Annotated in this window: 18 protein-coding genes and 1 pseudogene; 1 reads left to right on the top strand and 18 read right to left on the bottom strand. The window is 60.5% G+C overall.

The window, feature by feature from the left end:
• Positions 1-16: 16 nt before the first annotated feature.
• From FHT73_RS11925 to FHT73_RS11880, 10 genes are all read right to left on the bottom strand, one after another.
• Positions 17-613: a flavin reductase family protein gene (locus FHT73_RS11925; protein WP_112609071.1), complete on the bottom strand. Its 597-nt coding sequence runs from the start codon at positions 611-613 to the stop codon at positions 17-19.
• On the bottom strand, positions 610-1836 hold the full coding sequence (locus FHT73_RS11920) for an acyl-CoA dehydrogenase family protein (protein ID WP_183711779.1): 1227 nt from the start codon (positions 1834-1836) through the stop codon (positions 610-612). Before FHT73_RS11920 ends, FHT73_RS11925 begins: the two co-directional genes overlap by 4 nt.
• Before the next feature lie 43 nt (positions 1837-1879).
• Positions 1880-2659 (bottom strand): alpha/beta hydrolase, encoded by a 780-nt coding sequence (locus FHT73_RS11915; RefSeq protein ID WP_183711777.1) that lies wholly within the window; start codon positions 2657-2659, stop codon positions 1880-1882.
• Positions 2660-2682: 23 nt separating this feature from the next.
• Positions 2683-3696 carry an alcohol dehydrogenase catalytic domain-containing protein gene (locus tag FHT73_RS11910; protein ID WP_183711775.1) on the bottom strand — a complete coding sequence of 338 codons (1014 nt, stop codon included), beginning with the start codon at positions 3694-3696 and terminating at the stop codon, positions 2683-2685.
• Positions 3693-4730, bottom strand: a complete 1038-nt coding sequence (locus FHT73_RS11905; protein ID WP_348648130.1) for a branched-chain amino acid ABC transporter permease — start codon at positions 4728-4730, stop codon at positions 3693-3695. Before FHT73_RS11905 ends, FHT73_RS11910 begins: the two co-directional genes overlap by 4 nt.
• Before the next feature lie 4 nt (positions 4731-4734).
• Complete coding sequence (locus tag FHT73_RS11900; RefSeq protein ID WP_183711773.1) at positions 4735-5592, bottom strand: branched-chain amino acid ABC transporter permease; 858 nt, start codon at positions 5590-5592, stop codon at positions 4735-4737.
• Positions 5579-6307, bottom strand: a complete 729-nt coding sequence (locus tag FHT73_RS11895; protein WP_112413317.1) for an ABC transporter ATP-binding protein — start codon at positions 6305-6307, stop codon at positions 5579-5581. Before FHT73_RS11895 ends, FHT73_RS11900 begins: the two co-directional genes overlap by 14 nt.
• On the bottom strand, positions 6304-7032 hold the full coding sequence (locus tag FHT73_RS11890) for an ABC transporter ATP-binding protein (protein ID WP_183711771.1): 729 nt from the start codon (positions 7030-7032) through the stop codon (positions 6304-6306). The genes FHT73_RS11895 and FHT73_RS11890 overlap by 4 nt, the downstream gene beginning before the upstream one ends.
• A 133-nt stretch (positions 7033-7165) precedes the next feature.
• Complete coding sequence (locus tag FHT73_RS11885) at positions 7166-8467, bottom strand: ABC transporter substrate-binding protein (RefSeq protein WP_246712079.1); 1302 nt, start codon at positions 8465-8467, stop codon at positions 7166-7168.
• A 69-nt stretch (positions 8468-8536) separates the two neighbouring features.
• Complete coding sequence (locus tag FHT73_RS11880) at positions 8537-9355, bottom strand: SDR family NAD(P)-dependent oxidoreductase (RefSeq protein ID WP_183711767.1); 819 nt, start codon at positions 9353-9355, stop codon at positions 8537-8539.
• A 328-nt stretch (positions 9356-9683) separates the two neighbouring features.
• Between FHT73_RS11880 and FHT73_RS11875 the strand changes: the two genes are divergently transcribed.
• Positions 9684-11291, top strand: coding sequence for a XylR N-terminal domain-containing protein (locus tag FHT73_RS11875; RefSeq protein ID WP_183711765.1), 1608 nt, complete (start codon positions 9684-9686; stop codon positions 11289-11291).
• A 25-nt stretch (positions 11292-11316) separates the two neighbouring features.
• On the opposite strand, the pseudogene FHT73_RS11870 reads toward FHT73_RS11875, so the two are convergent.
• The 8 genes and pseudogenes from FHT73_RS11870 to FHT73_RS11835 all read right to left on the bottom strand — a co-directional run.
• Positions 11317-11391: pseudogene (locus tag FHT73_RS11870) on the bottom strand (DUF736 domain-containing protein); the annotation flags it as partial.
• Between the two features lie 231 nt (positions 11392-11622).
• On the bottom strand, positions 11623-13314 hold the full coding sequence (locus FHT73_RS11865; protein WP_183711763.1) for a dihydroxyacetone kinase subunit DhaK: 1692 nt from the start codon (positions 13312-13314) through the stop codon (positions 11623-11625).
• A gap of 11 nt (positions 13315-13325) precedes the next feature.
• The gene (locus tag FHT73_RS11860) at positions 13326-14321 is read right to left on the bottom strand and encodes an ABC transporter ATP-binding protein (RefSeq protein ID WP_112337707.1); all 996 of its coding nucleotides are present in this window, start codon (positions 14319-14321) and stop codon (positions 13326-13328) included.
• Positions 14314-15411, bottom strand: a complete 1098-nt coding sequence (locus tag FHT73_RS11855) for an ABC transporter ATP-binding protein (RefSeq protein WP_183711761.1) — start codon at positions 15409-15411, stop codon at positions 14314-14316. Before FHT73_RS11855 ends, FHT73_RS11860 begins: the two co-directional genes overlap by 8 nt.
• 3 nt (positions 15412-15414) lie before the next feature.
• Positions 15415-15603, bottom strand: coding sequence for a hypothetical protein (locus tag FHT73_RS11850; protein ID WP_183711759.1), 189 nt, complete (start codon positions 15601-15603; stop codon positions 15415-15417).
• Positions 15600-16541, bottom strand: a complete 942-nt coding sequence (locus tag FHT73_RS11845) for a carbohydrate ABC transporter permease (RefSeq protein WP_112337709.1) — start codon at positions 16539-16541, stop codon at positions 15600-15602. The genes FHT73_RS11850 and FHT73_RS11845 overlap by 4 nt, the downstream gene beginning before the upstream one ends.
• Positions 16538-17485 carry a sugar ABC transporter permease gene (locus tag FHT73_RS11840; protein ID WP_112337710.1) on the bottom strand — a complete coding sequence of 316 codons (948 nt, stop codon included), beginning with the start codon at positions 17483-17485 and terminating at the stop codon, positions 16538-16540. Before FHT73_RS11840 ends, FHT73_RS11845 begins: the two co-directional genes overlap by 4 nt.
• 101 nt (positions 17486-17586) lie before the next feature.
• Positions 17587-18921: an extracellular solute-binding protein gene (locus tag FHT73_RS11835; protein WP_183711757.1), complete on the bottom strand. Its 1335-nt coding sequence runs from the start codon at positions 18919-18921 to the stop codon at positions 17587-17589.
• Between the last annotated feature and the right edge of the window lie 196 nt (positions 18922-19117).

Raw genomic sequence — 19117 nt, 5'->3', positions numbered from 1 at the left:
CAGCTCACGGCGCTCCTCAAAAGGTTGCCGAATCGTCAGGCCACAGGAACAACGGTGCCAAGCCGGCGTCGGCGATCGGGCGCAGTCCATGCCAGGCGCGATTGGCATAGACCAGCGCGTCATCCGCCAGCCCCTCTTCTGTCCCGGGTGAAGCCTCAAGGAGTTCGGCTGAGACAAGGCAGGCTCCGGGGACCGGAAACAGTCCGCGAACCGCCGCCCGGAACCAGAGGCCGACATCCGGATAATACGGCTCGCCGCTATCAAGCCGCGCCCAACGGATGTCAGGCCCGAAGCGATCCCTGCCACGGGTGGCGCAGAGCCGGGCAAGCTCCATGTCGCTGCGGCGCACGAAATGCACGACCACCGTCTCAGCCCGGCGCACGGCGTGCGCACTGGAGGAATTATCCGACAGGGAGAAAGCAACCATTGGCGGCGAGGCGCTGATCGAGATCAGCGAGCTTACCGTCAGAGCCACTGGCCCGTCTCCCGGATCGGCGGTGATGATGGCGACACCCGCCGGATGGTGGCGGAAGGCCATCATGAAAGCCTCTGCCACGCCAGCGCCGGCCGTCGGTTGAGCTGCCCGCTCCTGCTTTTCGGACCGCGCCGTCATTTCTTCTCGACCAGATCGTAGAACTGCCAGACGCGATCGCTCCATAGCCCGCCGATCTCGCGGCCGGCGGCGCCGACAATGTTAGTGTTAATCGTAAAGTGGTTGGCCGCCACCAGCATCTCGCGGTAGGTGCGCTGCATGACGCCATCGCGCAACGACGCACCACCGGCAGCGCGATAGACGAAGTGGCATGCATCCACGCCCGCCTCGTGCACTTCCGACTTGGCGAGATGCACGAAGGTGATCTGGCGCGTCGAGACGCGCTTGCCCGCCTCGATCGAGGCCTCCAGGTCGCGCCAGACCTCAAACAAAAAGGCGCGGGCGGCGCGCACGCGGGCTTCCGCCCGGCCGTAATCGAACCAAAATTTATCACTCTCACCGAGCATGCCGGCGCGGCCGGTTTTGGTCACGGCAAACTTAGCCATTTCATCGAGCATACGGCGGGATGCGCCGATCGCCCAGCCTGAATGGCCGATGGCAGCCAGCCCGACGACGCCGAGGCTGAAGAATTCCTTCTGGCGCTGCGGCTCGGCGGTCATGATCGGAAAAACCATGTCGTCGGCGATGAAGACGTCCTTGGCGTCGTAGTCGATGCTGCCGGTTCCCTGCAGGCCGAGCACGCTCCAATTGCCGAGCAGTCCGTGCTCGCCGACCGGTGCGTGGGCGCAGAGCACCACGACGTTGCCATTCTCATCCTTGGCCGGATGACCTTTGCCGTCGTCGAGCAGGGCGGCGGTATGGGTGAATGTCGCGTGGTGAATGCCGCTCGCATAGGACCATTTGCCATTCAACAGATAGCCGCCATCGACCTTCTTCAGCATGCCGGTCGGCGTGCCCTGCCCCGAAAAACGGTTGTCGGTGCCGCCGCCGAAGAGCCGCGAGATCGCGGTGTCGGGCAGGAAGGCGGCAGACATCGCCCCGATGCAAGCATGCACCATCGACACCCAGCCGGCAGCGCCACTGTGGTAGGTAATGGCTTCGATCAACTGCAGGCCTTGCGTCGGCGAAAGCTGTGCGCCGCCGAGTTCCTCGGTCGCGAAGATATGCGACATACGCAGCGGCTTCAGCGCCTCGAAAGTGGGCTCATTCAGCTTGCCGAGCTTTTCGGTGGCCACCGCGTTTTCTTCAAGAACCGGCCCGATCTTGCTGATATGCTCGAGAAGGCTGGCGAAGTTTGTCTTGGTGCCCCAATATCCGGCACTATGTTTCAAAGGTGCGTTCATCTGTTCCTCCTGACAATCTGGTGTGTTCTCGCGGCAAGCTGTCTCAGCCGGCAAGGAAATCGCCGATGGCGGTCACCACGCGCGGGTCCTCCTGCATGGCGAAATGGCCGACCTCCGGCACCATGAGGGTGCGGGCGTTCGGGATTCGTCTCTCCCAGATCGGCGCCTGCGAAGCGGGCAGCATTCGGTCCTTCTCGCCCCAGACGATCAGCGTCTCGTTCGGGATGCGGGAAAGCCAGCGGCCGAGATTGGGATGGCCCATGCCGTGGGCCTTGACGATGTTGCCGAGCGCCCGCGCCTCCTTCTCGCGGGCGGCAAGGAAGGTGTCGAGCGGTGGGCATTCGGCTCCCCCCGGAAAATAACGCAGGGCAACGTCGACATTATGCGAGAGATAGCCGGGTAGCGCCTCGGGCCCGATCGCCGACAGGTCGGCGCCGGGGTGATCTGGATCGTTGAGGCCAGCCGGCGCATTCAGCACCAGCTTGCCAAAACGCTCGCCGGCGACGACGGCCATTTCGGCGGCCATCCAGCCGCCCATGGAATGGCCGAGGAGATGCGGTCGATCAAGATCGAGGGCGGCGACCAGATGCAGGTTGTGGACAATGATGTCCTGCATGCCTGTGACATGCGGCGCCTCGTCACTGTCGCCAAAGCCGGGATGGTGGGGCAAATAGACGCGGAAGCGATCGGCGAGGCCCCGCGCCCATTCCGTGCCTTCGATGGTGGCGGCGCCATGCAGCGCGAGCACGGCCGGGCCTTTGCCGATGACTCGTACAGCGGTCGCAACGCCCTCGATGTCGTAATGCACCGTTTCGAAATTCATTCCAATCCTCCTCCAATGCCGTTTCAGCCGACTGCGGGCGTAATCAGCACCTTGCATTGCGTTGTGCGCCGCCTGAGCGCTTCGAATGCGTCTGGTACAGCGGCAAGACCGATCCGGCCGGTCACCAGTGCCTGCGGCCGATGGCGGCCGGGGCCGAGCGCCTGCAGCGCCATGTCGAACTCCGCCATGGTAAAGAACACGGCGAAGATCACCTGTATTTCCTTGGAAATCGCGGCAAATGGATCCCATGTGTCGCCGCCGACGCAGAGGCCCACCGCGACCACCGTGCCATGCACGCGTACCAGCCGACAGGCAGCATCGATCAACCCGCGTTTGCCGACGCATTCAAAGACGATGTCCGGTGCGCCTCCGGTCAATGCGCGAAACTCCTCCGCCAGGCCTTCACCCGAGAGAGCAAAGGCGGTAGCGCCTATTTCTGCCGCGCGCTCTGCCTGATGGCGATTCAGATCGGCAACGACGACATGGGCGGCGCCGAGCCGTCTGGCCCAAAAGGCGACGAGCAGGCCGATCGGGCCTGCACCGAGGACCAGTACACGGTTGCCCGGCTTCAGCCCCGAACGCGTGACCGCATGCAGGCCGACTGCAACCGGCTCGGCCAGAGCCCCCTCCTCGGTCGGCAAATCGTCCGGCAGCCGACGGCACTGACGGGCAGCGACGGTGATGAATTCAGCATAGCCGCCGCCGATCAGTCGCATCTCGGCACACCACGCGGGTTCGCCGCTCGAGCAGCTGTCGCAATGACCGCAGCCGCGCATCGGCGCGACGGCAACCCGGTCGCCGGACTTGAAATTCGCGACCTTAGTGCCACAGGCCACCACTTCGCCGGAAATTTCATGGCCGAGGACGCCGCCTCTTTTGAGTGCGAAGGTTTCGGGATCTTCCGTCATGTGCAGGTCGGAGCCGCAAATGCCGCAGGCGGCAACGCGCAGCAATACCTCGTCGGCGCCGGGTTGCGGCGTTTCGATCGTTTTGACATCGAGCGGTCGTCCGACTGCCTCGAATAATGCCGCCCTCATCGCGGGTCCTCCAGAAGCGTGCGCCTCGTCGGGAACCAGGAGGCGTTTGTGGCCTTCTGGATCAATCCCCAGAGGCCACCGCGGGCAAAAAGGGCCATGATGAGGGTGAGCAGCCCGAGGACGACGAGATAGGTGGCGCCGTACTGTCCGAATAGACGGTCGGTGACAAAATAGACAAGCGCGCCAATCAGCACCCCTTCGAGCGAGCCGAGCCCACCGACCATGACGATGAAGATCGACACGTTCGCCCAGGTCGGGCTGTAGGCAGCCGGCGGCGTGATGCGTAGCTGCGCCATGAAGTAGATGGCACCGGCAAGGCCGGTACCGACGGCGGCGGCCACCCAGATCAGGAATTTCAGGAGGCCGACGTTGACGCCCTGGCTTGCCGCGGCAATCGGATTGTCGCGGACGGCGACCAGCGCCAAGCCATAGCGCGAACGCAACAGCAGATAGCTGCCGCCAACGGCGACAAGCAGCATCAGTGCCGCCAGTACCGAAATGCCGATTGCGCGTTCGCCAGGCGTATAGCTCGACATGACACGCAAGCTCATGCCAGCGCCGGCATTGACATAGCTGAAGACGGACGTGGCAAGGCGCATGACTTCCGCCACCACCCAGGTACCGATAGCGAAATATGGACCGTCGAGCCGATGGAGCAGGCCATAAGTGAGTGCCGCCAGTATCGCCGGTGCAATGACCGACAAAGGCACGGCGAGGAAGGGGCTCAAGCCCCAAAGCTGCGCCATGATGAACATCGCATAGGCGGCCGCACCGACGAAGGCCTGCTGGCCCACTGAGACAAGGCCACCATAACCGGCGAGCAGGTTCCACATCTGCGCGACGGTGATGTAGCAGCACAGTTCGACGACGTCGCGGATGAGGCCTTGGCTTGCCCAGAGCGGCATCGAAGCGACGGCCGCAAGCAGCGCGACGCTGATAATGAGCGCAATCAGGCTCGAGCGCGTCTGGCGCTGTACACGCGCAGCGGGCCGCGGGATGGCATCGGTCAAACAGGCGGCGAACGCATTGGTCACGGCTTCAACCCCTTCCTAGGAAGCCCTGGGGACGCAGGGCGAGGATGATCAGAAAAACGAGGTGGCCGGCGAGGATCCCGAACCCGGGATCGATGCGGAAACCGACGGACTGGCTGACCCCGAGCGCCATCGCTCCGAAAAAGGCGCCCCAGATCGAGCCCATGCCGCCGATGATGACAGCCTCGAAGGCGTAGATCAGCTGGAACGCCCCGTCGGCAGGCGCCACGGTCGAACGCAACGACTGGAAGACCGCGGCAAAGCCGAGGATCGCGACAGCGATTGCCGTTGCCCCGGTATAGACCGTCCTCGGGTTGACACCGGTCAGCGCCGCGGCTTCTACATCGGCCGAAGCTGCGCGCAGGGCACGGCCAAAGCGTGTCGAGCGCAACGCCATGTCGAGGCCGCCGGTCAGCACGGTCGCCGTCAGAAGCACGATCACTGGCAAGACGCCGACAAAGAGAGGCCCGAGTTGGAAGGAGGCATGCACGATGTCGCCGCCGCCTAGCGAGCGAGTGTCGGCTGACCATATCTGCAGCATGGCGTTCTGCAGGGCGATGGAGAGCCCGAAAGTGGCAATCAGCGAGGGAAGCGGATCGGCGCCGACGACACGGTTGAGGATGAGCCGCTGCAGGATGACGCCGATGACGGCCCCAAGCACCACGAGGATCACCAGTACCGACCACGGGCCGAGCGAGAAAGTGGTGGCCAGGCTGATGCCGATCAGCGCCAGGAGGATCACCAGGTCGCCATGGGTGATGTTGACGACACGCATGACGCCGAACATCAGCGCCATGCCGAGCGCGTATTGGGCATAGAGACCGCCGAGAAGAATGCCCTGGATGAGCCCGTCAAGCCACTGCATGAGCCCCTCCGAAATAAGCTTCGCCAATCGCTTCGCGCGAGACGTCAGCCGAGCGGCCGGTGAGGCTGACGTGTCCCTCAAGCATGCAGTAGAGCCGGTTCGACGAGGAGCGGGCTAGCCCGACGTCCTGCTCCACCAGTACGATCGCCGTACCGGTTTCACAGATCGACGGCAGCGCCTGGTAGATTTCCTTCACCACCTTCGGTGCCAGGCCGAGGCTGATTTCGTCACACAGAAGTACGCGCGGCTGGCTGAGCAACGCCCTGCCGATCGCCACCATCTGCTGCTGCCCGCCGGACAGGGATTCCACAGGCACGGCCTGCTTTTCCTTCAGGAGCGGAAAGAGCGCGAACAAGCGCTCCAGCGTCCAGCCAACGGCAGCGGATTTACCGGCGTGGTCGATGGCGACGCGCAGATTGTCGATCACCGACATGCCGACAAAGAGGCGACGGCCCTCGGGCACGATCGCTACGCCGTCGGCCACCATCCGATGCGGCTTGGCGCCTCCGACCGGCCGGCCATCGAGCTGTACCATGCCTGGCGCAACGCTCAGAAGGCCCATGATCGATTTCAGAAGCGTCGACTTGCCGGCACCATTGGCCCCGATCAGGGCGACGACCTCGCCCGCGGCAATCTCGAAGTCGATACCGTAAAGAGCCTGAAAATCGCCGTAGTGAGCGACCAGTCCGTGGGTGGAAAGCAGTGCTGCACTCATGCCTCGACCCCCATATAGACCCTTCGCACCTCCGGACTTTGGATGACTTCGGCCGGCACACCTTCCGCGATCTTCTCCCCGAAATTCAGCACCAGCATGCGGTCGGCAACGGCGAGCAGCGCGTGCAGCACATGTTCGATCCAGACGATGGTGACGCCACTGTCGCGGATGCGGCGAATAAGCGAGACGAGCGCCCTTCCCTCCTCGTCGGTAAGCCCACCGGCAATCTCGTCGAGCAACAGGAGCTTCGGCGACGAGGCGAGCGCACGCGCGAGTTCCAGCCGCTTACGGTCGAGCAGCGTCAGCGAGCCGGCTGAACGGTTCGCCTTGTCGGACAGCTCGCAGGCCGTGAGGATCTCCGCGCAACGCCGATAGCTCTCGGCATCCTTGGCACCGCTGCCGAAAAAGGCGGCGACGAGGAGGTTTTCGAACGTCGTCATACCGACATAGGGACGCGGGATCTGGTAGGTCCGGCCGATGCCGATTTTGCAACGGCGATAGGGCGGCTGGCCAACGAGTTTCTGACCGTCAAAGATCAACTCGCCACCATCGACGCGCATGTCGCCGCTGATCAGGTTGAACAGGGTTGTCTTGCCGGCGCCATTCGGCCCGACGATGCCCAGAACCTCACCAGAGCTGACCGTAAAACTCACCTCGTGCAAGACCTTGAGGGCCCCGAACGATTTGCTGAGGTCGCGTGCCTCGAGTAGTACGCCGTTTTCCATGCTCCTCCACTCCGGCTTTTTTGCCGCCGGCGGCGCGTTTAGGCGCGCCCTTCCGATCCTCCGTCCAATCCGCCCCGGCCCGATCGCATCGAGCAGGAGCGGCATCTCGCTTTGCCTTGGCTTCACGCCTTGCTTAGGCAGTCCGCCAGGGCAGCGGCACTATCTTGCGTTCCGGCTGGAAGAGCTTGTTGACGGTATTGTCGACGATCTTCAGGTCGTAGGGCCACTTGTCGCCCTTGACCCATTGCCCGCCGAAAATCGGTGAGGTCGCCACATTTTGGTGCGGTCCCTTGGCAAAATTGACCGGGCCGATCAGTGTCTGCATGTTGGTGGCAACAACCGCCTCGAGGTTGGCGGCGCGGTCGAGCGGGTTCTTGGAACGCTTGAGAACGTCGATCGCCACTTCGAGGATAGTGTGGCTGTAGCCGAGCGGCTGCGTCCACTGCTTCTTCTTTTCCGCTTCCCACTGGTCTGCGAGATCCCGGCTCACCTGACCGGTCAGCGTCGACTTGAATGGAAAGGCCGGTGTCCACCAGACTTCCGAAGACATACCCTCACCGAGCGAGCCCATGGCTTCCACGCCCGAGGCGAAGAGCAACGCGGCCGCGACCGTAATCGCCTTCGGCTTATAGCCCTGCTGGGCACACTGGTTGACGAAGGTCTTCAAATCGGCCGGATAGGCGATACCGCCGATGATATCGCAGTTCGCTTGCTTGAAAGCCGATATTTGCGCCGAAAAATCGTTGGTGCGCGGCTGGAAGAAGCCGGGAACGACGATTTCGAAGCCGGCTTTCTTGGTAGGGGCAGGCAGGCCGTAATCCATGTTGCCCCATGTTTCACCATCCGCGTTCTGCGGAAACAGCATGCCGACCTTGCGGTTGCTTTCCAGCGTGTTCCAGAGGCCGACATAGGTGTTCAGCGCTTCGTCCAGGCCCCAGAAGAAGTGATAGGTCCACTTGAACGGCTTGTCTTTGCCACCGCGCGGAAAGATGATCGCCTGCCAGGGCGCGCCCGTCGAGATGCAGGGGCATTCATTGAGTTCAGCCTGATCGGCAGCAGGACTTACAGTATCGGTCGTCGAGGCCGGCAGTAGCAGGTGAACGCCCTCATTGAGAATGAGATCGCCGGCAACTTCCGCGGACTTGTTGGGGTCCGACTGGCTGTCGCGGATCAGGAATTCGACATTGAAGTGGCCGGCCGCCGTATCCAGCCCGCCCTTGAGTTGTTCCTTGATCTTTTCCAGCGCCCAGCCGTCGGTCTCACCGAAAAGGGCGAGAGGCCCGGTCGCTGGCGTGATGAAGCCGACCTTGATGGTACCGGCCGATTGCGCGCGGGCAATCATCGGCGCAGCGAGCGCCGAGGCAGCAAGGCCAGCGCCTATTCCCTTCAGCACCGTGCGGCGCGAAGGCATCGACAAACTGCTTTTCGATTCCATTATTTTATCCTCCCTCTGAATCTCACTCGCCGGCTGCGATTTCCTCCTCCCGCATCCGGCAAAGTTCATTTATTTGATGCGGTGCATCGAACCTCCGTCGATGACAATCTGGCTGCCTGTGACGTAGGACGAGCAGGGCGACGCTAGATAGAGAGCAAGCCCCTTGATATCCTCGGGATCGCCGATCCGCCCAATCAGCGACTGCTGTTCGAACGCCTTGCGGTCCGCCGGTATTCGCAGCCTGCCGCCGGCAATGTTGGTCATGAAGGGACCAGGCGAGATACAGTTGACGAGAATACCGAACTGCCCCAATTCCATCGCCATCTGGCGTACGAAATGGTCGACGCCTGCCTTGGCTGGCATATAGGGCGTACCGACGATTGCCTCATTGATCTGAGCAGCGATGGACGAGGTGACGATGATACGACCGCCTCCCGTCGCCTTCATATGGCGGGCCGCATGCTTGACGGTTGTATAGACCGAGGAGAGATTGACCTCGATCACTCGATCCCAGTGATGATCGTCGAGAACATCGATGGCTCCGTCCTTGAGCCGCTCGCCTGTCGTAGACAGAAAGCCAGGCCCGGCATCGATTCCGGCATTTGCAAAGACGACGTCGATCCGTCCATGACGCTCGGCCACGGCATCGAAAGCAGCCGCCATGGTCGCCCGATCCGAGACATCGATCTCCAGACCGCAGACTTCAGCTCCATCTCGGGCGATTTCCGCCACCACACGGTCGAGATTGTCCGCATCCATATCGAAAATGCAGACACGCGCTGCATTGTCCGCCATTACCTCCGCATAGGCCCGTCCTATGCCACTCGCACCGCCGGTCACAATGACCGATTTGCCGCGAACGTCGAACATATCCTGCAAGCTCGTCATTTTTCCTCCCGTGCCGCCAGGGGCGGCATGCCCGAGCCTTGGCTCGAACTCCTCCATTCTGCCTTGCCCTCCCCGACGCAGCAGAATTGGTTCATTAGGACGAGAAATCTGAGCGGCCTGTCAAATAACACTGACGGCGAATGCGGAGAAGTTCTCCGGGTAAACTCCAATAACTTGAAACAGAACGATATTCTTTAAAGGAACTCTCCTCCCTACGTGGACTTGTCAAGGCGACCACTTGCTGAAAAGATGAAGTGACTTCATCAAATCATAAAGAGGCCATCCTAAAAAAGATCGCCGAACCGCTCGCTACGCAGAAGAGGTATTGATGCAGGGATTGGTCGAATCTTCGAGAATGCTGGATCGAGGCGGCAATCCGACCGTCCGGCAGCTTCTCTCCGGCCTGGTCTTCAATCCGAATGACGGAACGATCCAGCTGAATGGCGCGCGCATCGTTATGCAGCGCGCGTCCGCCCTTTCCGATCTAAGGCGGGAACTCGTGCGCTTGCTCGGCGAGAAGGAGGCGCGCGTCTTCCTTTTGCGCCTGGGCTTCATGTCCGGCCGGTCGGATGCACGCTTCGTGCGCGCCGGCTGGCCAAATCTGGACATAGGCGATGCCTTCACCGCCGGAACGCGGCTGCATACCTTCAGCGGCGTGGTGCGTGTCGAGACCGTCTTCAACACCTACGACTTTCGCAAAAAGCGATTTTCTGCCGAATTCCTTTGGCGCGACAGCGTCGAAGCCGCCGAATTCAGTAAGACGCGACTGGCATCTGAACCCGTTTGCTGGACACAGCTTGGCTACGCTTCAGGTTATGCCAGCGAGTTCTTTGATACGCTGATCGTGTACAAGGAGATCGAATGCGCGGCGCAGGGCCACAGCCATTGCCGGGTAGTCGGAAAGCCAGCCGATGGCTGGGGCCTCAGTGATCCAGAGGTGATGCTTTTCTGCGAACGTATCGACGTTGCCGACGACATCAGCACCGTCCCTGCTTCGCGCAGCAGCGCCGCGCGTGCTGCCAGCACCTCCCTCTCCAGCCTCGACCGCCTGATACTTATGCCGGTGCGCGACCGACTCGACCGCCTCGCGGCCACAACCCTGCCCGTGCTGATAACCGGTGCGCCGGGGACTGGACGCGGCATTGCCGCGCGCTATCTGCATCGCGGATCTGCTGCCACTGCCACCAATCTACGGCGGGTAGTTGGGATGCAAGTCGATCTTGCGCTTTGCGCCGAGGTCGCACGACCGGTTAAGGCAACCCGCCGCGCGCCTCAGCGCGAGACGATCGTGATCGACGCTGTCGAAACCATACCCGCCGACATTCAACCGCATTTTGCCCGGGCCGTCGAGGAGGGCATGGCGGAAGGAGGCCCGCGCATTCTTGCGATAGCGGACGAATACCAGGCATCGGAGATGCCGGCCTTTTCAACCGAGCTTCACTCGGTCTTATCGCCGCTGCACGTTCGTATGCCACCGTTGGCCGAGCGGGAAGGCGAGCGGCTGGCACTCGCCCACGCCATGTTACAGGAACTTGCAGTTCGCATGGGGCTAGAGCCTCCAAGCTTTGAGGCAGGCGCCAAAAAGCTGATCGAGACGCAACTTTGGCCGGGCAATCTGCGCCAGATGCGTGGTGTCCTTATCGCCGTGCTCAATTCGCTGATCACCGGCGCGACGATTTCCGCCGCTCAGATCGAAATCGCATTGGCGCGTCTTGCTCCCAATCCACGCAATAGCGCCACCGGATCCGGAAAAAGCGCAATCGATCCGAACCAGCTATTAGGATCCAACGGATTTTCGCTCGACGCTCTCGAGCACTCCTTGTATGAGATCGCGATGGTGCAGGCACAAGGGAACCTTTCGGCGGCCGCTCGCATGCTTGGCCTGACACGCGCACAGCTTGCCTATCGTATCGACAACGCACGGCGCAGCAAGTGAGGGCTATGCCGTAGCCCATGATGGCTCGGTTCCAGGCTACGCCGATTTCGAAACCGGTCTTGCGTTGGATGACGCGGAAGTCCGGGGCGTCTTCGCTCGCCGCTTGGCCGCAGACACTGTGTGGATCTGATTGATCGCCGCCGTGGGGAGAAGCATATCCACCAGCGCCCCGGCGCATCCCGCATAGGATCGTGGCGACTTCTATCCAAGACGACCGCGCGCCCGCTTGCATCCTTCCGGCAACGTCGCGGCACTTTCGATCAAGCCGGCAAGTTCATAATCAACTTTTCCATCGAGAAGTCCCGCGTCAAACTCACCCATGGTAGGCGCGTCATTGTCGATAGCCAGCCGGCGATGCGCTGGCCGGTCGCTTGTCCAGTGCGTGCTGTTCAGATAGATCGCTGCGACCTGCCAGATATTCAAACAACCGAGCGACCGCTTCCGCGCCGGGATCGATGTGGCCCTCAAGTTGCTTGGCATTGATGTAGGCGGCGCGTCCGGCCTTGGCATGGACGAGCGTGGCGGTCATGTCTGCGCCGGCGCGAGCTGCATGCGCCGCTGCTGCCAAACCGCCGTTGAGCGCATCCAGGGCCGGCAAGAGAGCATCGACCATGGTTCGGTCTCCCAGACGAGCACCGCCGATCTCCTGCATGCGGTAAAGCCCGGCCTGCAGCGCCTCGCGAATGGCGAGCCCACTCGACGCTCCATCGCCGGCAGCGGCAAAGAAGATCGCTAGAAGCACCCCCGACGATCCGCCCATAGTCTGACTGAGTTCCTGCCCCATAGCCCGGAAGAGTTGCGTATAGTCTGAAAGAGGAAGGCGGTCGAGCGCGTCGATAAGCGCGCGTGCCGCGCCGGCCAAGGTCGACCCCGTATCACCGTCTCCCGACTTCGCGTCAAGCGCGTTCAGATCCATCTCTGAGAGAATGAGAAGATTGCAGCAATCCGTCAAAAACTGGCGGGTAGGCTCGTGCTTCGATGCGAGAGGAGCAATCGGCGTCAGCCCATCCGGGAGTGCAAACGCCGCGGCCGGTTTGATCGCTGCCAAGCCTGGCCAAGCCGGTAGCGCGACCGGCTTGGCCAACAGCGCCAGTTCTTTCTTGTCGGCAGGAAAGACCGAGATAGAGAAGCCGTGCATGTCAAGCGACGTCATCATCGCAGCAGGTCCGATCACATGCGAGATCTTTCCTGAAATAGCCGATCGGGCAATTTCGTGGACAATGACCGACATTTCCAGCATCGATGCGCCGCCCAGATTATTCACGAGCACGACATGGGGCCTATCATCCATGGTTGCCGCAAGACGCTCAACCATGGCGGCAACCGCAGCTCGGACACCGGTATACTCTACCAGCTCGACACCGGCCTCGCCGTGGATCCCGAGCCCGAGTTCGGCGCGGCCTTCCGGAATCCTGTGTTCCTTCGGCGAACCAGGCACGGTGCATGTGTCGAGCGACATTCCGATCGACCGCGTACCCGCAATGACATGGCGCGCGGCTTCAGTGATAGTCTCCAGATCAGCATCGTTCTCCGACAAGGCTCCCGCGATCTTGTGAACAAAGAGCGTGCCCGCCACGCCGCGAGATTGCGGGAGATGCGGTAACGCGATGTCATCGTCCACAATGACCATGCTGACATTCAAGCCAAAGGCGCGAGCACGCTCCGCCGCCAAACCGAAGTTGAGGCGGTCGCCCGTATAGTTCTTGACGATCAGGAGGCAGCCGGCCGGCCCTGTGACGGACAGGATACCGGCGAGGATTGCATCGACGCTGGGAGACGCAAAAATATCTCCGCAGACGGCTGCGGTGAGCATCCCCTTGCCGACGAAGCCCGCGTGAGCCGGCTCATGGCCCGATCCGCCTCCAGAGACGATCGCGACCTTGCTCTTATCCCAATCCGAACGCACGACGACACGGATATGCGGAAAACCATCGAGGCGGCTCAGGGCGCCCCCCGATGCAACGAGAAGGCCCTCGATTGCTTCGGTGACCGCCTTTTCCCTGCTGTTGAGGAACTGTGACATTCTCGCCTCCCTTAAACCAAGCGCATGCCGGCCGCGTCGAAATAGAGCGGCTTGTTCGGCTGGATCTTAACGATCTCGCCACTTCTGAGGGCCGTATGAGCCTCGGTGACGGTGATCAAATTGTGTTTCTTGAACGAAAGATGCAGGCGCGTCTGATCGCCCAGATGCTCGACACGGGTAACAGTCGCCTCTTGGCCATCGCCTTGAGCGATATGCTCGGGACGCAGGCCTATCGATTTGGCGTTTGCCGGGGCACCGGGGAAAAGCTCGGCAGGCAGCACGTTGATGCGCGGCTGTCCGAGGCGAGTGGCGGCGTAGACGCTCACCGGCTGTTCATAAATTTCGCGCGGAGAACCGAACTGGGCGAGCCTACCCTCGTGAAGGACGCCGACATGTGTTGCCATCGTCATCGCCTCGACCTGATCGTGGGTCACGTAAAGCAAGGTTGCGCCGGATTTGGCTTGAATGCTCTTGAGCTCGATACGCAGATCGGCGCGCAGCTTGGCGTCAAGCGAGCTCAGCGGTTCATCCATGAGATAGATCTGCGGATTTCTGACCAGTGCGCGCCCGATGGACACGCGTTGCATTTCACCGCCGGAAAGAGCCGTCGCCTTATTATCGAGCTTATGGGAGATCTGGAGAATTTCGGCGACCGTGTTCACCTTCTCGTCAATTATGCGTTGCGGCGTCTTCAGCAAGGGCGACTTCAGCGGAAATTCAAGGTTCTGACGTACCGAAAGGTGCGGGTAGAGCGAATATTGCTGAAACACCATCGCGACGTTGCGCTGCGCCGGTGTCAGCCCGCGCATGGATCGCCCACCGATCATGATCTCGCCGACATCAGGGTTATCGAGCCCTGACACCATCCGCAAAGTCGTCGTCTTGCCCGCACCCGTCGGCCCCAGAAGAACGACGAACGAACCGTCGGGAACGATCATGGACAGCTCATCGAGTGCCCGGTGACCGGCGAAAGATTTCGTAATATTCTTCAAGATGACCTCAGCCACGGCGCAACACTCCCTCGTTGGCTTCGGAAACAAGCGCGGCCCCGGTCGCAGAGTTGAAGACCGTCAGGCTCCTGGAATCGAAGTCCAGTCCAATCAGTTCTTCGACATGTGCGACCTGGTGGGATGGTGTACGAACCTTGATCTCGCCATGCGGCGTGTCGATCGTGACGATCTGCGTCGTACCCAGATATTCCACGGCTATGACCCGCCCTCTATAAGCGGAATCGTCGTTGAAGCGTATGTGTTCGGGCCTGACGCCCAGCGCCAGCTTGCCGGCATGTTCTTCGCGAGACATTGGCACCCTCACCATGTGTCCGGCAAGGCTGACATGAGTTCCGCCGGTTCCGACCGAACCATCGAACTCCAGGAAATTCATGGGCGGCGAGCCGATGAACTTTGCCACGAATTTCGTCGCCGGCCAGTCATAGATCTCCTGCGGCTTGCCGAACTGCTCGACGACCCCGTGGTTCATCACCACGATCTTGTCGCCCATCTGCATGGCTTCCAACTGATCATGGGTGACATAGACGGTGGTGGCGCCCATGCGGTCGTGCAGTGCCCGCAGCTCTTGCGCCATGTGTTCGCGGAATTCGGCGTCAAGTGCGCCTAGCGGCTCATCCATGAAGAAGGCTTTCGGGTTGCGGACAATGGCGCGACCTACCGCCACACGCTGCCGGTCGCCGCCGGAAAGCCCGCCGATCGGCTTGTCGAGGATATTTTCGATCCGCAGGATCTTGGCTACTTCTGCGACCCGTTTTGCGACCTCAGCCTTTCTCATGCCCTGGCTGACCAACGGATAGGAAATATTTCTTCGGACATTCATATGTGGATAAAGAGCAAACATCTGGAAAACGAATGCGATATCGCGCTCGCTTGCCCTCTTCATCCCAACCTCTTCGCCACCGATATAGATTTCACCGCTGGTTGGCAGCTCGAGACCGGCCATCATCCGCAGGGTGGTCGTCTTCCCGCAGCCGGAGGGCCCGAGCAGCATAAAGAACTCCCCATCTTCCACGGTGAAGGTGGAAGACTTCACCGCGTTGAAAGCTCCAAAGTCCTTGCGCACATTGTGAATTCTGATCTGCGCCATGATTCACTCCGGGAAATGGCTGACGATGATGAACATGACTGTTCCTACCAGCGTCACTAGGAAGGAATAGGAATAAAGCGACAGCCACAGCGGCTGCATCAGCATGACGACGCCGAGTGCGATCAGGACCGAAGCGAGAATTTCCCACGCATCGCGGCGCAGGCGTACCAAGCGATTGAGAAACGTCGTCATTTGCGTACCGCTCCGAAGGTGATGCCGCGCAGCAGATGTTTGCGAAGCAGGATCGTGAAGACCATGACGGGAACCAGGAAGATCGTTGCGCCGGCGGCAACCGCTGGCCAGTCCTGGCCGCTGACGCCAATGATGGTCGGGATGAAGGGCGGCGCCGTCTGGGCATTGCCTGATGTGAGCAATACGGCAAACGCATATTCATTCCAGGCGAAGATCAGACAGAAGATTGCCGTTGACGCGATGCCGGTAACGGCCTGCGGCAGCACGACCTTGTAGAAGGCCTGGAACCGCGTATAGCCGTCGATCAGCGCGGCCTCCTCGTACTCAATCGGGATTTCGTCGATAAAGCCCTTGAGAAGCCATACCGACAACGACAGGTTGACGGCGGTATAGAGGAGGATCATGCCCGCATGCGTGTCGCTGAGGCCGAGCGATCGGAACATCAGGAAGATCGGAATTGCAACGGCGATCGGCGGCATCATGCGGGTCGAAAGAATGAAGAAGAGTAGATCATCCTTCAGCGGAACCTTGAAGCGGGAAAAGGCATACGCCGCCGTCGTGCCAAGCACGATGCAAAGGACCGTGGAGCCGAACCCGATGATGACGGAATTATAGAAGCGCTCGGCGAAGCGCGAGGCACCGGTGATGATCAGGCCGTCCTTGCGAACCAGCTTGTCGTACCACGTCGTAGGTTCACCAAGCGCTCTGAGTTGATCCTCAGGCACGCGAGTCCGGGTGGTAAAAAGATTGACATATCCCTCCATCGTCGGCTGGAAGACCAGTTTCGGCGGATAGGAAATCGCATCGGCTGGTGATTTGAAGCCGGTCGCGATGATCCACAGCAGCGGGAGGAGGGTTATGACGGAATAGAGGACGACTAGAATACCGGCAAACCATTTCTGACGTGCGGATGGCTCGGTTACGGAATAGCTGCTCATCGTTGTTTGACCCTATTTAGAGCTTTGACGTAGATCGATGCCAAACCGAATACGGTGACGAAAAGAATGACGGCGTAGGCGGATGCGTAACCGGTTCGCCATTGTTCGAAAGCGGCGCGCTTCAAGTTGATGGATGTCAGCTCTGTGATCGATCCCGGCCCGCCGCCGGTCAACTGTACGACGAGATCGAACATCTTGAAGTTCTCGATGCCACGGAAGAGGACCGCCAGCATCAGGAACGGCAGTACCATCGGGATGGTAATGGTCCAGAACTGACGCCATTTACTGGCACGGTCGCATTCGGCAGCCTCGTAAATGCTGCTGGGAATGGAACGCAGTCCCGCCAGGCAGATCAGCATTACGAAGGGCGTCCACATCCAGGTATCCACGATGACGATGGCCCATGGTGCCAACGTGGTGCTCGCAATCATCGAGAAGCTGGAGGGATCGTTCCCGGTCAGGAAAGCGACCACATAGTTGAAGAGGCCGATTTGCGGCTGGTACAGGAAGGTCCAGAAGTTGCCGACAACCGCCGGACTAAGCATCATCGGAAGCACGATGATCGTCGTCCACAGATCGTTGCCGCGAAACTTCTTGTTGATCAGATAGGCAAGCAAGAAACCGATCAGAACCTGCAGGATGATGGTCCAGATCAAGAAATGGGCGGTTGCCTGCATGCTCCGCCATACATCGCCATCCGTCAGGATATTGATGTAATTTCTCAGGCCGACAAACCGTATCGGCTCGTTGGGTCGGTTCACGCGGAAGTTCGTGAAGCTGAGGCGGATCGTCCAAATCAATGGAAAGATGTTGATGGCAAGCAGCAACACGATCGAGGGCGCGACGAAAAGCCAGGCTATGGCGCGATCAGAAAGACCTTTGACGCGCGCTGCGATCGCGGGCGGCGTCGCACCGGCAATCCGATCGATCGGTGAGTGGAGCATGTCCGTCTCCTTGGCATGAAATTGGTGGTGGGCAGAGCCAGCCCAGTCGGCACGGCTGACCCTGCGTGACGCCACTATCGGGGAATACCCCTATGCCGGCGTCAATATTTTCCGTCGTCCTGGAAGACACCCTTCCAGTCCTTGACGAGCCCGTCGAGCGCGTCCTTTGCGGTACCTTGGTTTGCGACTACATAGTCATGAAACCGCTTCTGCGATGCCTGCAGGAGGGAGGCGTAGGAGGGCTCGGCCCAGAAATCTTCGACGATTGCCATCGAATCGAGGAACGGCTTTGCATAGGGCTGGCTTGACGCAAAGCCCGGATCGTCCACGACAGCCTTCAGTGCCGAATAGCCGCCAAGCGCCCACCACTTTCGCTGGATCTCAGGTTGCGCGAACCATTTGATGTAATCGAGGGCCTCGGTCTTTTTATCGGAGTTGGCAACCACGGAGATGCCCTGCCCTCCGAGCTGGGCGAACTGTGCACCCTTCGGGCCGGCGGGGTTTGGGAAATAGCCGGTCTTTTTGCCACCGACATTGGCATCGGCATTGATGCCTGGCCAGGTGAAGGTGAAGTTCATCTGCAATGCGACCTGCCCTGACTTATAGGCATCGACGTCTTCGGTCATATAGGCATCGGAATGACCGGGAGGCGTGCAGCACTCATAGAGCTTCTTGTATTTCTCCAGGCCCGCGACTGCTTCCGCCGAGTTTACGAAGCCTTCCAGATCATAGGGTTTGTTCGGATTCTGATATTGGAAGCCGTAGCTATAAAGGGCATTCATTGCCCCCATGGTGATGCCTTCAGAGCCACGCTCGGTGTAGATTGCCGCGCCATAGACTTTCTTGCCGTCGATTTCGCGCCCCTGGAAGAAGGCAGCGATGTCCGTCAGCTCGTCCCAGGTCTTCGGAACGGCAAGGTCGCGGCCGTACTTCTTCTTGAACTCCGCCTGAAGCTCTGGGCGGGAGAACCAGTCCGCGCGATAGGTCCACCCAACGACATCGGCGAATGCCGGCAGCGCCCAGTAATTCGGTGTATTCTTTGGCCACTCGGCGTATCCGACCACGGTCGCGGGGATGAAATCGTCCATCTTGATTCCTTCCTTATCGAAGAAATCGTTGAGCTTGACGTATTGACCGTTTTCCGCCGCGCCGCCGATCCACTGGCTGTCGCCGATCATCAGGTCGCAAAGCTTGCCGCTGGAATTCAGTTCATTGAGCATACGGTCTGCGAAATTCGGCCAAGGCACAAATTCATAGTGCATCTTATTGCCGCTCTTCTTCTCAAAATCCTTGCTCAGCTCCACCAGAGCATTGGCGGGATCCCACGCCGCCCAGCATAGAGTCAGATCGGCGGCTTGAGCGTGCGACGCCGCGACCGCGGATACGGCAACATATATCCCTGCAGCAACTGCCGGGCTCAGCAAAAGAGACCTCATGGCTTCAATCCTCCCGTTGAACCTCTCGACCTCCATCGAGAAGATAAGTGAAAGCGTGACGGCCGGAATGTTGCGAAACGCACTCCGAACCCGGCCCATCTCCCTTCGATCCGACCCGATGGCCAGACAACAAAGAAATAACTGAGGTGCGCACCTCAATGCAAGCAGTTTTTGAGGTCCGCACATCAATTCTTGC

Source organism: Rhizobium sp. BK098 (genome assembly GCF_014193155.1).
In the GTDB taxonomy this organism is placed as follows: Bacteria; Pseudomonadota; Alphaproteobacteria; order Rhizobiales; family Rhizobiaceae; genus Rhizobium.
Note: the sequence above shows the minus strand (reverse complement) of the source record. Positions and strands in the feature narration are given on the sequence as shown.

What these genes read in the sequence shown, in the direction of transcription:
- FHT73_RS11875 (WP_183711765.1), top strand. Translation starts at nt 9,684, where the DNA reads ATGCAGGGATTGGTCGAATCTTCGAGAATGCTGGATCGAGGCGGCAAT.
- FHT73_RS11845 (WP_112337709.1), bottom strand. Translation starts at nt 16,541, where the DNA reads ATGAGCAGCTATTCCGTAACCGAGCCATCCGCACGTCAGAAATGGTTT.
- FHT73_RS11840 (WP_112337710.1), bottom strand. Translation starts at nt 17,485, where the DNA reads ATGCTCCACTCACCGATCGATCGGATTGCCGGTGCGACGCCGCCCGCG.
- FHT73_RS11865 (WP_183711763.1), bottom strand. Translation starts at nt 13,314, where the DNA reads ATGTCACAGTTCCTCAACAGCAGGGAAAAGGCGGTCACCGAAGCAATC.
- FHT73_RS11895 (WP_112413317.1), bottom strand. Translation starts at nt 6,307, where the DNA reads ATGAGTGCAGCACTGCTTTCCACCCACGGACTGGTCGCTCACTACGGC.
- FHT73_RS11915 (WP_183711777.1), bottom strand. Translation starts at nt 2,659, where the DNA reads ATGAATTTCGAAACGGTGCATTACGACATCGAGGGCGTTGCGACCGCT.
- FHT73_RS11835 (WP_183711757.1), bottom strand. Translation starts at nt 18,921, where the DNA reads ATGAGGTCTCTTTTGCTGAGCCCGGCAGTTGCTGCAGGGATATATGTT.
- FHT73_RS11880 (WP_183711767.1), bottom strand. Translation starts at nt 9,355, where the DNA reads ATGACGAGCTTGCAGGATATGTTCGACGTTCGCGGCAAATCGGTCATT.
- FHT73_RS11900 (WP_183711773.1), bottom strand. Translation starts at nt 5,592, where the DNA reads ATGCAGTGGCTTGACGGGCTCATCCAGGGCATTCTTCTCGGCGGTCTC.
- FHT73_RS11885 (WP_246712079.1), bottom strand. Translation starts at nt 8,467, where the DNA reads ATGGAATCGAAAAGCAGTTTGTCGATGCCTTCGCGCCGCACGGTGCTG.
- FHT73_RS11910 (WP_183711775.1), bottom strand. Translation starts at nt 3,696, where the DNA reads ATGAGGGCGGCATTATTCGAGGCAGTCGGACGACCGCTCGATGTCAAA.
- FHT73_RS11890 (WP_183711771.1), bottom strand. Translation starts at nt 7,032, where the DNA reads ATGGAAAACGGCGTACTACTCGAGGCACGCGACCTCAGCAAATCGTTC.
- FHT73_RS11850 (WP_183711759.1), bottom strand. Translation starts at nt 15,603, where the DNA reads ATGACGACGTTTCTCAATCGCTTGGTACGCCTGCGCCGCGATGCGTGG.
- FHT73_RS11920 (WP_183711779.1), bottom strand. Translation starts at nt 1,836, where the DNA reads ATGAACGCACCTTTGAAACATAGTGCCGGATATTGGGGCACCAAGACA.
- FHT73_RS11925 (WP_112609071.1), bottom strand. Translation starts at nt 613, where the DNA reads ATGACGGCGCGGTCCGAAAAGCAGGAGCGGGCAGCTCAACCGACGGCC.
- FHT73_RS11855 (WP_183711761.1), bottom strand. Translation starts at nt 15,411, where the DNA reads ATGGCGCAGATCAGAATTCACAATGTGCGCAAGGACTTTGGAGCTTTC.